The organism is Pedobacter antarcticus (assembly GCF_900112985.1).
GTDB lineage: Bacteria > Bacteroidota > Bacteroidia > Sphingobacteriales > Sphingobacteriaceae > Pedobacter > Pedobacter antarcticus.
In genome coordinates this window covers 839117-852315 of record NZ_FONS01000001.1, presented here as the reverse complement: position 1 = coordinate 852315, position 13199 = coordinate 839117, and the positions used below count along the sequence as shown (strand labels likewise).

General features: G+C 36.9%; 20 protein-coding genes. 14 read left to right on the top strand and 6 right to left on the bottom strand.

Annotation, left to right across the window (positions count from 1 at the left end; translation table 11 throughout):
* Positions 1 to 16 precede the first annotated feature (16 nt).
* From BM192_RS03750 to BM192_RS03720, 6 genes are all read left to right on the top strand, one after another.
* Entirely contained in the window at positions 17 to 355 is a 339-nt protein-coding gene (locus BM192_RS03750; protein ID WP_037440452.1) for a hypothetical protein, read from the top strand.
* Between the two features lie 221 nt (positions 356 to 576).
* Entirely contained in the window at positions 577 to 1179 is a 603-nt protein-coding gene (locus tag BM192_RS03740) for a PRTRC system protein E (protein WP_037440389.1), read from the top strand.
* A gap of 26 nt (positions 1180 to 1205) precedes the next feature.
* The gene (locus BM192_RS03735; RefSeq protein WP_037440387.1) at positions 1206 to 1424 is read left to right on the top strand and encodes a PRTRC system protein C; all 219 of its coding nucleotides are present in this window, start codon (positions 1206 to 1208) and stop codon (positions 1422 to 1424) included.
* 17 nt (positions 1425 to 1441) lie between these two features.
* Positions 1442 to 2596 (top strand): hypothetical protein, encoded by a 1155-nt coding sequence (locus BM192_RS03730; protein ID WP_037440450.1) that lies wholly within the window; start codon positions 1442 to 1444, stop codon positions 2594 to 2596.
* Between the two features lie 10 nt (positions 2597 to 2606).
* Positions 2607 to 3332 carry a PRTRC system protein B gene (locus BM192_RS03725; RefSeq protein ID WP_037440385.1) on the top strand — a complete coding sequence of 242 codons (726 nt, stop codon included), beginning with the start codon at positions 2607 to 2609 and terminating at the stop codon, positions 3330 to 3332.
* Entirely contained in the window at positions 3332 to 4138 is an 807-nt protein-coding gene (locus tag BM192_RS03720) for a PRTRC system ThiF family protein (protein ID WP_037440383.1), read from the top strand. Before BM192_RS03725 ends, BM192_RS03720 begins: the two co-directional genes overlap by 1 nt.
* On the opposite strand, the gene BM192_RS03715 is transcribed toward BM192_RS03720, so the two are convergent.
* Positions 4124 to 4396 carry a hypothetical protein gene (locus BM192_RS03715; protein ID WP_037440380.1) on the bottom strand — a complete coding sequence of 91 codons (273 nt, stop codon included), beginning with the start codon at positions 4394 to 4396 and terminating at the stop codon, positions 4124 to 4126. The genes BM192_RS03720 and BM192_RS03715 overlap by 15 nt on opposite strands.
* A gap of 108 nt (positions 4397 to 4504) precedes the next feature.
* Positions 4505 to 4882 carry a Fur family transcriptional regulator gene (locus BM192_RS03710; RefSeq protein ID WP_037440378.1) on the bottom strand — a complete coding sequence of 126 codons (378 nt, stop codon included), beginning with the start codon at positions 4880 to 4882 and terminating at the stop codon, positions 4505 to 4507.
* A 272-nt stretch (positions 4883 to 5154) separates the two neighbouring features.
* Here BM192_RS03710 and BM192_RS03705 point away from each other — a divergent pair, with 272 nt between their 5' ends.
* The 8 genes from BM192_RS03705 (at position 5155) to BM192_RS03665 (ending at position 11013) form a co-directional block, all read left to right on the top strand.
* Complete coding sequence (locus BM192_RS03705; RefSeq protein ID WP_037440376.1) at positions 5155 to 5754, top strand: class I SAM-dependent methyltransferase; 600 nt, start codon at positions 5155 to 5157, stop codon at positions 5752 to 5754.
* Between the two features lie 176 nt (positions 5755 to 5930).
* On the top strand, positions 5931 to 6257 hold the full coding sequence (locus BM192_RS03700; RefSeq protein WP_028069035.1) for a hypothetical protein: 327 nt from the start codon (positions 5931 to 5933) through the stop codon (positions 6255 to 6257).
* Between the two features lie 606 nt (positions 6258 to 6863).
* Complete coding sequence (locus tag BM192_RS03690; protein WP_037440372.1) at positions 6864 to 7631, top strand: sensor histidine kinase; 768 nt, start codon at positions 6864 to 6866, stop codon at positions 7629 to 7631.
* The gene (locus tag BM192_RS03685; protein WP_037440370.1) at positions 7631 to 8293 is read left to right on the top strand and encodes a response regulator transcription factor; all 663 of its coding nucleotides are present in this window, start codon (positions 7631 to 7633) and stop codon (positions 8291 to 8293) included. The genes BM192_RS03690 and BM192_RS03685 overlap by 1 nt, the downstream gene beginning before the upstream one ends.
* 110 nt (positions 8294 to 8403) lie before the next feature.
* Entirely contained in the window at positions 8404 to 9078 is a 675-nt protein-coding gene (locus tag BM192_RS03680) for a hypothetical protein (RefSeq protein WP_037440368.1), read from the top strand.
* Positions 9079 to 9162: 84 nt separating this feature from the next.
* Positions 9163 to 9738, top strand: a complete 576-nt coding sequence (locus tag BM192_RS03675; RefSeq protein ID WP_074963891.1) for a hypothetical protein — start codon at positions 9163 to 9165, stop codon at positions 9736 to 9738.
* A gap of 187 nt (positions 9739 to 9925) precedes the next feature.
* The gene (locus tag BM192_RS03670) at positions 9926 to 10531 is read left to right on the top strand and encodes a hypothetical protein (protein WP_037440363.1); all 606 of its coding nucleotides are present in this window, start codon (positions 9926 to 9928) and stop codon (positions 10529 to 10531) included.
* Positions 10528 to 11013, top strand: a complete 486-nt coding sequence (locus BM192_RS03665) for a hypothetical protein (protein ID WP_074963890.1) — start codon at positions 10528 to 10530, stop codon at positions 11011 to 11013. The genes BM192_RS03670 and BM192_RS03665 overlap by 4 nt, the downstream gene beginning before the upstream one ends.
* 369 nt (positions 11014 to 11382) lie before the next feature.
* Here BM192_RS03665 and BM192_RS03660 read toward each other — a convergent pair whose 3' ends face one another.
* The 4 genes from BM192_RS03660 to BM192_RS03645 all read right to left on the bottom strand — a co-directional run bounded on the left by BM192_RS03660 (position 11383) and on the right by BM192_RS03645 (position 12939).
* The gene (locus BM192_RS03660) at positions 11383 to 11826 is read right to left on the bottom strand and encodes a response regulator (RefSeq protein WP_051759847.1); all 444 of its coding nucleotides are present in this window, start codon (positions 11824 to 11826) and stop codon (positions 11383 to 11385) included.
* Positions 11823 to 12080 (bottom strand): hypothetical protein, encoded by a 258-nt coding sequence (locus tag BM192_RS03655; RefSeq protein WP_037440359.1) that lies wholly within the window; start codon positions 12078 to 12080, stop codon positions 11823 to 11825. Before BM192_RS03655 ends, BM192_RS03660 begins: the two co-directional genes overlap by 4 nt.
* Before the next feature lie 267 nt (positions 12081 to 12347).
* A complete protein-coding gene (locus tag BM192_RS03650) occupies positions 12348 to 12647 on the bottom strand; it encodes a helix-turn-helix domain-containing protein (protein ID WP_037440357.1) in 300 nt (99 codons plus the stop codon).
* Entirely contained in the window at positions 12628 to 12939 is a 312-nt protein-coding gene (locus BM192_RS03645; protein ID WP_037440355.1) for a helix-turn-helix domain-containing protein, read from the bottom strand. Before BM192_RS03645 ends, BM192_RS03650 begins: the two co-directional genes overlap by 20 nt.
* Positions 12940 to 13199: the final 260 nt, after the last annotated feature.

The following is a 13199-nucleotide window of genomic DNA, read 5'->3' as shown; positions in this document are numbered from 1 at the left end:
CCTTAAAGCAAATGCAATGGAAACTACAGTAATAGCTACAAAGTTTGTTCGCCACGATGTTCCCGAATTGAAATCCCTGCAAAATGCAAAAGTCTATCTATTGAGGGAAAAATTAAATAAAGGCGAAAAGATGAACAGAGCCGAAAAGAATTGGCTTGCCGAAGCCGTAAACAGAAATGCTTTTTTTAAAAGAGCCATTCCCTTGCAAGGTTATCGGTTCGGGTTTGAAGATGTGCTAAAAACCTACGTTGTAAAACAGTTCGGCAATTGGGCAGAATATAATGCTCCCGATAAAACGAGCCTTAGAAGCATTGTTTACGGCAGGATCGACCAGATAGCAGAAATCGGTAAATAACAATCAGACCAGTAATGAAAATAACAGATTTACACGGTTGCGAAATTGAAGTAACCGACCTAAAAGAAGCTATCAAGACAGCTAAAAGGAACACAGGCTACAGTCACGTGGACAAAAGTTTCTCAGAGTTCGATAAAAGGCAAAAAGCCTATTGGACGGACATACACGAGAAATTGACAGCAATAAAAAAACGAATAGCAAACAATTAAAATTTCAGAACGATGAACAGCAATTTTTTCAATCAGATACAGCAGTTGGACTTTACAGGAGTATTGCAACTGAACATTTCCAAAGGAGCAGAAAATAACCTTATCGTATCGGTTCTGCTCAACAACGAGCAGTGCGGAGATAACGCCAAAAACCTAATTCCCCCATTGACATTTAACGCCACTCCCCAGGAGTTTGACGAGGGATTTTTTCAGCAGATAACAGCACCTATCCAAACCATTTCGGGTGTAATGGTCGATATGGAGAAATTCCTTAAACAAATGGAAATAGTAAAACAGCAATCGGCAATGGAAAAGGAAAAAACCGAGAAGGCGAAAAAGGAAAAGGAAGCCAAAGACAAGAAGTTTAAAGACGGAATGGCAAAGGCTGACGAATTGGAGAAAGAGGGCAAATTCCGTGAAGCGTGGATGAAAGTTCCCGACATAGCGGAGTTTCCCGAAAAAGCAGACGAGATACGAAAACGTAAAACATCATTGTCCGACAAGTTTGCCACACCAAGCCTTTTCGGAGCAATGGAAGAAGCAACGCCCGAACCTCCACAGGTGGAAGAAGTTACAGCCGATTATCCTTTAGATGAAACAGACGAAAAAGAATAAAGTGTAAATCCCAAAATCGAAAAGTCATGTTATTAGCAACGCAATTAGAACGAGTTTTTATAATCAAAGATAAAGGACAGGACATCAGACTGACCGACCCCGAACCACGTTGGAGCGTGGAAGCCGTAATGAATTTTTACGCTAATATGTACCCGATACTCACAACCGCAAAAGCATCTGCACCACAGATAAAAGATGATGCGGTAGAGTACAAATTTGAGAGCGTAATGGGAACGAAAGGTTGAACCAAATATTTAAAGCAATGAATTATGCACAAACATATCCTATCGGGAACTATCACAATACCCGAACAGCAACGACAACGGCAATTGCACCGCCAGTTAAACGAGTTCGCCAATTGGATGCAAAAGCCAAAAGATGCAACCGAAGTACGGAAAGACAAACGCAAATCAGTACCGACAGCAATGTTGCCAATGGTTTTCTAAACTGTACATTTCTACCTAAACTAAAAGAAACAAAAACCGTACAGGCTTGCAGGAAATCGGATAAAACGGAAAGGGATTTTTTTCAGTCCCTTTCCAAACTTGCCGAGCATTATGAAATTGAGCCTATGCAGAGCAAACAATTTCCATATCCCTACAATATGGCATTGGCAATGTCGGATATGGAAGAAAAACTAAAGCAAAGGGTATTGGATTGGGAAGAAATCCGTTTGGTACAGGACAGTAAGAAAACCTATTTTGTAAGTGAAGAACGCTACAATACGGGAGCAACACTCTTTTATATTCCCGTTGCTTCCCTATACCGAATGTTGCACAATCCCAAACGAAAAAGAAACGCCCACTTACTATTGTCCGTTTGTGCCTATCTCTATCATATAGCCGACATTCCTTATTATAGACAGGAAGCAAGCTATCTGTATTGGATGTATGAAATGATGAACGATTGGGTTGAACAGGACGACTATACCGACCAAACGGAGGTTTATCTTTCAGAGATCAAACAAGCCGAATATCTCGGGGATTATATGGAACAGCGGATTTACAACCGCATCAATCTCACCGTATTTGAACAACGTATTAATGGGTTTAAAGTGAAAGATGATATTGACGGAGAATGTTTGAGCGTAGCAAAAGAAGCCTTTGCCCTCTATCAGACCTACCCGAATGAAAACGTATTCCGCAATGCCAAACCTAACGGAGAAGCATCAGAGGAAGATATGGAAAACATTATCGGAATGGAAAAATACATATCCTTTTACGCAGACCACAAAGGTTGGCTAAATGAAACGCTCATAGAATCGGTTAACAACGAAATACAGGAATACGGACAAATGGAAGAACCCATTATCCAAAAACAATTTGACGGCAGTGATATAACCACCAATAACCTTTGTTTTGAAAACCGATTGTTTGAACTACTGCACAGAATAAGCGACATATTGCACACCTTTTAAAACTGCAACTATGGAAGCTATAAACGACATAACAAAAGACTTCGGCACATTGTACCACCCTAAATCGGCTTTGGTTTTTTACGAAACCAAAGGAAGCAATACTGATGTATATGTAGAGCATTTTGATATGGATAAAAACGGCAATCCTATCAACGCCCACCCATTGACAGTAAGAGAAGCTGGCGTATTGGCAAAGGCACTCAATACCGAACAGGAAAAGAACAAGGCATTTTTAAAGTCAAACGGAATTTTGCCTACCAACATTCTGCACATCAATCCCAATGCAGATAAGGGAGCGGTAATTTGGTACAGCAAAGCACAGCAAAGACAGATGTATTTTGTGGATAGTCTGCAAATACCGAGTGGTATTGCTCATGTTCCGCCCATGCTTTGGAAAGCCAGTAAAAACGGTTTGAGCATGTTTGCCCTTTCAAGTGATAAAAGACCCACAGAAAAGACAAAATTGTACCATACACCATATTTCAATATCTATGAAGACGGCAAAGTCTGTATGGGTACGGTAAACGTTGATATTAAAAACTCCGCTTCGGTTGAGGAATTTATACAGGCTTGGGAGTTTTACTTTTTCAATTCCTATTTCAGCCACTTGTTAGGCAATCACAACCCGATAAAAGGGAATTGCATAACTCTTTGGAAAGACCTTGTAAGCACAGATAAACCATTTCCAAAAGAAGTATTGAAACCGAACAATAAAACCCTCAAAAATCTATTATAATGGAAACAGTAAAAACAGCAGTCCATTTTACGGACAACTATTTAATAAGTCCTACCAACCCGATAGAAGTCAATTTGATTGGTGCAGGTGGCACAGGCTCAAAGGTGCTGACCGCCTTAATGGAAATGAGCCATAGCCTAACGGAATTGGGACACGCAGGTTTACAGGTGCGTTTATGGGACGATGATATTATTACGGAAGCCAATTTGGGAAGACAGCGATTTGCCCCAAGTGAAACAGGATTGTACAAATCAGTAGCCTTGATAAACCGTGTCAATCGGTTTATGGGAACAAATTGGAAAGCCGAAACCCAAAAGTTTGAACTTAATGTGTTGGGTAGATTGCCCGAAAATGCAAAGGCAACGATATACATTACCTGTGTGGACAATGTACAGGCAAGGTTTGACATTGCAGAAATGCTCAAAGCTATGGGCAAACGCAGAACCAACCGTGATGAGCCTAAGTATTGGTTAGACTTTGGTAACAGCCAACAGACAGGACAAGTCATACTATCCACGATCGGAGAGATTAAACAACCCAATTCCGAGAAATACGAAACCGTGGCAAGCCTGCCAATGGTTACGGATGAATTTGGCGAGTTGCTCAGGACATCCGAACAATCGGACGATACGCCAAGTTGCAGTTTAGCAGAAGCATTAGAAAAGCAGGATTTGTATATCAATGCGACATTGGCTCAAATGGGTTGCTCATTACTTTGGTCTATGTTCCGTTATGGAATTACCGAAAACAGGGGTTTTTTCCTTAATCTGAAGAATTTCCAATCCCAACCCTTAAAAGTCGCCTGACACGAAAAGTCGGGCGGCAAAAAGACACTCCCTCCCGATAGTCAGGGCAGTCTTTTTGCATCTAAGCGGTGCAACCATTTTGTCGAAATGACAGCCACGCATATCCAATACTTTACATTTCAGCAAACAGGTAGCTACATTTTCGAGTGGGATATTCGTTATCCCTTTCGTTGTTTTAGCAGACTTCTTTTCTTTCCACACGGCGACCAAAGAAAAGAAGCAAAAGAACGCCGCCTGATTAGGGGTCATTTTTGCCATACTATCTGTGTAACGATGGGCTTAAATTTAAAATTTTACTGGTCTATAACTATACAGAAGCATTGTAAGACATCAATCTTCAATGAAAGCAACTGTATTAACGCTTTGCTACAAAGAACAATCTTTACATGTTCCCATAAGTATGCAGTTCACACTTTCTATACGGTAGCCAGCGTCTAAAGGTAGATTGACTGGCATAGCCAGGCACTCTATAGTCTGGCATTTTGAGCATTGGAAATGAAAATGATTATCTGTAAACTTATTCTCATCGAATTTCATACGTGCAGCAAAATATTGCTTTCCGTCTTCGGCTACAATTCTATGTGCTAAGCCGTCTTCGCAAAAGCGGTTAAGGACCCTGTAAATTGTAGCCCGGTCTATTTCGACATCTATTTTCTGCTCAATGGCTTCACGACTCATGGCTTTTCCGGCACTAATTAATAAATCAAGTACGGCATGTTTTGAGGGTGTATTTCTACGATTCATTTCTGATATTTTCAATAGCAAATTTAATGCAAATAAATCGCATTAAATTATTGCAATGGTGTCGCAACAATTAAAATCTTTCTTACATTTACCTAGAATAGAGTTTTCGAAGCAATATCATTTTGGCAAAAATCCACAACGCTAAATTGCTGACTACTTCCTGCTTACATCAGAAGCAAAATGTAGGCAGTAATATGGCTGAAACTTTAGAAACATGTTTCTTAAAGATACAAGTTTACACTTTGTTATTATGATTTTTATAAGGCAACATTATGAAAGAATTTTGGGAAGAAAATTTCATCGAAAAACAGGCTATATGGGGCTTTCAGCCTGCTGACTCAGCTATAAGCTCAAAAGACTTCTTTCTAGCAAATGGTTTGAGGAATATTCTTATTCCTGGCATTGGTTACGGAAGAAACGCACAAGTATTCGTAAGCAGCGGAATGCATGTAACAGGCATCGAAATCTCTAAAACGGCCATTGAACTTGCGAGAAAACATTATGGGACGAAAATGACCATTCATCATGGCTCTGTAACAGATATGCCTTTTGATACCAACGAATATGACGGAATATTTTGCTATGCCTTAATTCATTTGCTTGATGATAAGGAAAGATCAAAGCTTATTGCTGATTGCTATAAACAATTAGCTAAAAACGGCTACATGGTTTTTACCGCTATCACAAAGGAGGCAATAACTTATGGACAAGGAAAGGAAATTGGTAAAGATCGCTTCGAAATGTTTGGTGATCTTAAAATGTTTTTTTACGATCGAGAAACTGTAGAAGAAGAATTCGGGAATTTCGGTCTATTTGAAATAGTGGAAGTAAACGAAAAATATCCATTTTATATGATAAAATGCCGCAAATAAAATGAGTTAACCGACTCGCATAAAAGTATATAAGGACGGCAACTTATCAAATACAGCGGCATTTTACAGCTAAAAAAGCCAACATACAGGATTCTAAAAACTTGGATAATATAGGTAATTTACCTATTGTTTTTTACTCTACTTAAAAAGAACTTTGTTATTTAAAATACAGGAAAATGACGATAAATGAAAATACAGGTAGGGTAATTTCTTTAGAAGAAGCAATGTCATACACGGCAACATTTCAAAAAAACAACCCAGATTCCATTAAAGCATTTTTTATTGGATCAGAAAAAGTTAACATGATCCTGCAACAAGAAAACTGTATTGGCATACGGGTATACAACGGGTACAATGAAACGTTAGACAAAAATAATCTTGTTTTAGTTGGTGTCGATAAAAAAGGGGAAGACATTTCGGAAGGAATTATTTTGGAGGATTTATTTCCCTGTCCTCCCCATTGCTCAAAACTAAGCCCGTTAATTGATCCTGATTTTGTATGATGCTCTTACATACATAGCGCTATTATCTGGAATATTGCCCTTATCAATACTTGTCCTTAGATACAAGTCCTTTTTAGTAAAAGGGCATATTATGCCATTTATTTACCTCACAGCTACTGCAACGGCTTATGAGTTTTTCTGCTCACTTTTATTGAATGTAAATAGTTCGTATTGGTCACAAGCTTATTCTCTTTTCGAATTGTGTACAATTTATTATTTCTATAATAAGACATTCCAAAGAAAATATAAAAGCCTCTTCGTTCTTTCTTTTGTCGTTTTGGTTGTGACTTACTGCGTCTCTGCCTTTTTTTGGACTTCGACCAATAGTCTGCTGGCAAAGGCTATCAATAAACTACCGATTACAGTATTCGTACTTGGCTTTTCATTTATGTGGGTGAAGTGTCTTTTTAGGGAAATGGCTATTGATGCGCTTAAAAACCCCTCTACTTTTTATTTTATAACAGGGCTATCAATATACTACTCAATAACATTTTTACTTTTCCTGTTTGGCTACTATATAGCAAATAGCAGTGATTACTTCTATGATTTTTGGGTGATCAATATTATAGCAACGATAATTTTAAGAATCTGTTTAACTGTTGGTGTATGGAAAATGGAACCGAATTGAAAATACTTTTTTATATAGGAACCGCAGTAATGGCACTATGTGTATTAGCTGTTATACTCCTTATCGTTGCATACAGAAGCAAGATCAATTATGTGAATCGTAGAGAATCCGAAAGCCTGTTGCGTAGCTCTCTGGAGTCGGAAAAAAGAGAACGAAAACGAATTGCTTCAGATCTGCACGACAGTATCAGTGGGGATCTAAGTGCGATCCAGAATTACATAACCATACTTCATAATAAGGAAAAGGACACTTTTAAAAAATCAATATTCCTGGAGATTGAGACAGCATTAGGAAATGTATTAGAAAATGTTCAGGATATAAGCTATAACCTAATGCCTCCGATGTTGGAATCTTTAGGTCTTATTTCAACACTAAGAAGCTACTTTTCAAGAATAAGGAAATGGAATAATGTAACAATTTATGAAGAATGTGTTGTAGAGAATGTGTACGTCCCTTCTTCGAAAGCCTATGAACTATATCGTATAATTCAAGAACTCATTAATAATATGATCAGGCATGGGAAGTCCAGCAGAATTGATTTTACCGTCAATAGGACTGATAAATGGATCGTTTTTGAAATTTCCGATAATGGTACTGCTTTTGATTTTTACAAAAGTGTAAAAGAACCAAATGGAATGGGTCTTAAAAACATAACTTCAAGGATGAGGCATATCGGTGCAAATCTGACTCAGCTTGATACAGATACAGGCAACAAATTACAAATTCATATAGAAAACGAAAAATAATGCTACAAATTGCAATAGTGGACGATCATACACTTTTTAGGAAAAGTTTGGCTCTCTTAATTAATAGTTTTTCTGAAATGGTTGTGGTTATCGAAGCTTCGAACGGCGTAGAGCTACTCGATAAACTTAAGGGTAAGCCTGTCGATATCATACTTCTGGATCTGCAAATGCCAGAAATGGATGGTTTTGAAACGTGTAGAAAAGTGAAGCAATTGTATCCCAGCATCAAAATTTTGGTACTTACTCTTATGAATGAGATTGATACTATTCGAAACGTTGTAAACATGGGAGTACAAGGATATTTTACAAAAAATACCCCGCCCAAAGAGCTGGAAGATGTTATTTGGAAATTGGAAGACAATGGATTCTATTTTGAAAAGAGCCTCACTTCGGTAATAAATGAAATACTTGCAAATCCCGATATTAAAATCTATGAACAAAATGTTCAATTCACTGATCGTGAACTTGAAATAATCTTATTAACTGCTCAGGGAATGAAAGCTAAGGAAATTGCTGAAACTTTATTCATTAGTACTAAGACGGTAAACGCACACAAACAAAACATTCAGCATAAATACAATTTCGAAAATATCATGTCTGCCATATTATACTGCGTCCACCATAACATCATTGATTTAAAATCAATTTCCTCGAATAAATAGTTATTTTACCTATTGTACAGGATTTCAGGGTGCGCTAATTTTGAAATGAATCATTAGGTAGCTACAATGATGAATAATTATGATTATTTAATTTCTAAAATTTAAGTATTATGGCTACAACCTCAATTTTAAGCAATCCCTACAATCAAGTTGGGCAAATGCACAACGACGGAATGCAATTTGTTATCGGCAATATTAATCCGTCTTCGACCATTGAACAGATTGTTCAGTCTTGTGCATCGTATGTTCAAAAATTGTCAGACAATTCCAGTTCGGAAGCATACTTAAATTGGAACGCTTTCATCGCTGAATCAATTAACAGAACTGAAAAATTGCAATTGTCCGGTATGATCGACTGGTTGCAGCAAAAAGATTTAATTACAAAAGAAGGGATGGATTTTATAAACTCCATTAATGATTTATCAGATGATCTATCGTTAAGCGAAGTAGTAAGTAAAATCGACAGCATTGAAAATGATATTCTATCGAGTAAGATGAGTGTCGAACAACAATCGTATCCTCTTCTTTATGCAGCTGTTGCAAAATACAGTGCCCAATATGGTGAATTACAGGAAACGAGTTCTAACTCAAAATGGAAAGAGATCAAAACTGCAAGAAAGTTTAGTTGGCCTTGGAAAAAAGATGCTGAAGGAGCAATAAGCGGAGCAATTGGAGGTGCTATCGGTGGAATAGGTGGCGGCTTAGCTGGTGTAGGCATAGGGGCATTACTAGGAGCTGTCGGTGGTGGGCTCGGATCTTCAATAGCAGCGATTTTTATCAAATAATAACTGTTGAATTTAAATCTTAAAAAGCTAACTTAAGTAAGGCAGTTGTTAAAAATTGCCTTACTGTTTAAATATATTGAAAATATGTTATCGAGAATTTTGTTTGTGCTTCTGTTAAACCCTTTGCTATTATTCTCTCAAACAAAGGCTGCTGAAAATTGCATTGAGAGTATCAAGCTTTACAAAAGCTATAAGAACTACGGAAATAACCAAGCTAACGATAGCATCTGCCTTTCAGGTAAATCTAAAAAGTTCCGCATTTTCTATAATAAGTTGATATTGAAAGATGGACAAAATAAACGTAAGTATGCACATGGGAGTTTATGGGGATATCAAAAAGGCAACGATTTATTTCGTTTTTTCGACAAAACTACCACTTTTGGTACGTACGGGTATCATAAAATTATAGATACAGCAGGGCTTATCATATATTCCAAAATGGAATCAGGTGGTTACCGGATGTCTTCAACGTATAAAGTGTATTTCTACAGTATGGATCTGAATTCGCCTTTAAAAAAGTTAACGATAAAAAATTTAGAAGCCGACTTTCCTAATCCTGAGTTTATTGCCGAATTGAAAAAATTGAAAAATCTTTCGATTAAACAGGCCAACTCTAACCTGAGGATTAACGATATCTACAACAAATTTTATAAACATTAATTTCATGCATCTTGCTTGAGCTTAGTATAACTAGGTGACTCCCTTAATATTATTGGAACTTGCTAGGAGCTGTTGGTAAAGCATTGGTCAGTTCAATAGCAGCGGTATTTTCCCAGAGAAAAAAGTGTTAATTATTTGCACATGTCAATTCAATTAATTGACTTATGCTTTTGTAAATAAATATTTTATGTCATTATTATTTAGATTTTTATTAGTACTGAGTCCTGCATTTATTTTTGCTCAAGGACATGAAAAAGAAATTGATTGTGTAAATAATATTAAGCTTTACAAATCGTATGAAGACTATTCAAAAGGAAAAGTCCTTGATAGTGCGTGTCTATCAAAACAAGGAAATGAACTTGAAAAATATTGGGGGAGAATAGTACTCAAAAAAGAAAAAGAAAAGAAAAAATATAACCATGGCAGTTTATGGGGATATCAAATAGGAGAGACTTTATATAGATATTCTGACGATGGCAAAACTTTTAAAATTGTATATGGTTACCCCGAATTAGTTGATTCAGATGGATTGTTCATTTATATCTTTCGGGAAGGTTATAACTATGGCATTAGGGGAACATACAAAATTCACTACCAATATAGTAAAGACTTAGAATCTCCAATAAAAGAGCTAACCATTAGTAATCTTGCAAAGGATATACAGAATGCAGATTTTATTGCTGATGTTAAAGCAATTGTTGAGGATTTATCAAAAAACAAAAGTAGCACGATAAAACAAAATGCAATTACCGAATTCAACACAAAATACAGAACGCACTTTCCAAAAAAATGAATCTCACATATCAGAAAAGTAGAGGCACCTTTATATTCTTATTAATTTTTCCAATGTTTTTGCAAGCTCAAATACCAGGAGTTTATAAGTATCATATACCGCATAAAAATAAATCTCTTACAAATAATCTATACAGACAAGGTGTTTTACCAAAAGATGCCTTTCCTAATAAGATTATAGAATTGGACAACAAACAATTTCTCGTAGTTCAAAAATCTGAAAAAAGTGTTATAAGGGCTTTTAAAATACTGGAAGAAAGGGAAGAATTTTACATTTTATGTAGTGAGGATGTTGATATTTGTTCCTGCAAATCAAGTAGTTTTATTTATTACAAACCTAGTTATAAGCTTCAAAGAATTGAAAAGGCTTTTAGTTTTTCGTTAAAGCGAAACTTAATTGCAAGACTTCATCAATTCAATATTCCAGTTCCATCAAATTATGAGGATTTGAAATTTTGTGAGCTTTTGAAACAATTAGAGTAGACAAAAAGGTGTCACATTTCTGTTGTTATGCGAGTAGTAAGAAAGATCGAAAACATCTAAAATAATATTCCATCGGTGCAATTACAGGTGCCATCGGTGGTATTGATGGATGTAATTGGATAAGGCTTCAAAAACTAGTATACCTGGTGATACAAAGAGTGGCTGATAAATGGACGATGCCACTGCACAATTGGAACTTGTCTTTATCTCAGTTATACATTATGGTTGAGGATAGAATTAAGCTGCACTTGCTCAATGCTTAAAAACGTGGCTGACACAGTTCAATTTACACTTCCGCCGCCTTAGAGCTAATAATATTTACAATAAATATTATCAGAAATACCTAAATCACTACTGCGCCTGATCACTTCAATGAACATCCCTAAAATACTGCTCTGCCATTTCCTTTACCCCCGGACTAAAGTATCTACCACCATTATAAAGTACGTGCAGAGCTGCTTTCAATTCATCAGGATCTGCACCTTTTAAAATATATCCATCAATACCCGATTGCAGCATCCTCAAAACATCACTCTCATCATCATTAATACTAAAACCTAATATTTTTATCATTGGATACTTTTCCTTGATAAACTTAGCGGTTTCGATACCATTCATCACCGGCATATTCACATCAAGGATACATACATCAGGCATTGTATCACATTTTTCCATTTTTGCTAAAGCTACTTTTCCATTTTCGGCTTCAAATATGGTCTGGAAACCAAAACTTTCAAGACATTTACAAAGTTCACCCCTAAGCAGATCATGATCGTCGATTAGAGCGACCCTGATGATTTGTACTATACTCATTTTGTCTTCTTTTTGGATTTTAAAGATACATGTGGTTCAGGTTGTTGTTTGCTGGTAATCCCGTCATCAACTGCGATATCCCTTATACCGTTAGCTATTAACCAATCACCAAAATTGGTAATATCGGGAGGTTTAAAGCGGATAATGTCGCCATTTTGGAGAGAAATGATAAAAATATCGATGCAGAGGCTAAATGCTGATAACTGTGGGGCAGCATAATTAAAATCGGGGTAAAAAATATCCTTTTTGTCCATAATCTCAATGTTTTGTATGTAGAGCATGGCACAAAAAGAGGCGCAGGCAACCACACTTAACGCACATTGAGGTACTGGTATACCCGACAACGAATAAGCGAGCGCCCACGCCTATAGCATGAGCGTTCTTCCTTATCGTCCCGTTGTCTAAAAATTACCAGTTTTCAATGTGGGACTTAAAGCAAAAACACTTTAAGATTTTTCTAAATGTTGCCGCAAAGATACAAAAATCGTTCCTAAATGGAAGGTTATTTGGGACAATAATGGTTAGTGTCGATCGGTTTTAGTGGAAATATAATTTTGCTCCAGTATGTGTAGAATATCGGTTTCCTTATAGATAATCTTACCTCCAATCTGTATAAATGGTAGGATATTATCATCACGATATTGCTGTAAAGTACGTTTGCTAATATGTAACAGTTTGCATATGTCTTCGCCCGAAAGGAATATTTCCCCGTTCATTACAGGACGGTAATTTTTCAATATACTTTCGATACAGCTTTTTAGCTGTGTTATCATTTCCTGATAGGCAACGATTTCTTCATTGTCATTCGTAAATAAATCCATTATCGGCGGTATTGTACGGCTGCCCGGCTTCGAGCAAAGCCTGCACATCCGAGCGTTTATAATAATTCTTACGATTCAGTCTGGAATAAGGTAATAAGCCTTTGTCTTTATACGTCTGCAAGGTCCGTTTGGTAATGTTCATTATTAGGCACACTTCCTGGTGATCGAGCCATTGCTCTTTTGCGAAAATTGGTGTGTATTTTTTCGTGGCATTTTCGGTCAGTTCCAAAAGTGCCTTCAGCTCATTTTTCATTCCCTCCAGTGTGGATTTTTGTATTGCGATAACTTCCATAGTTTGCTCATTTTTGCTGTGGAAGTCGAATTTATAAAGGTTTAGTGCTGCATTGGGGAATGTTGCAGGGTTTGGCGTTGAGAGGCAGTGTTTGGCAGTTTACTATTCGTTGTAAACAAAGTATTTTGCTCCGTTTGCGCTTAACAATTCTAGCCAGGCTTCAGCTAGGCAGCCACTTACAGAGATTGACAAAGTTAAAAAAACGAAACACTCCTTCCATCTTAATGAACCTAAACTCAAACAATAGCCGAACTGTTGAA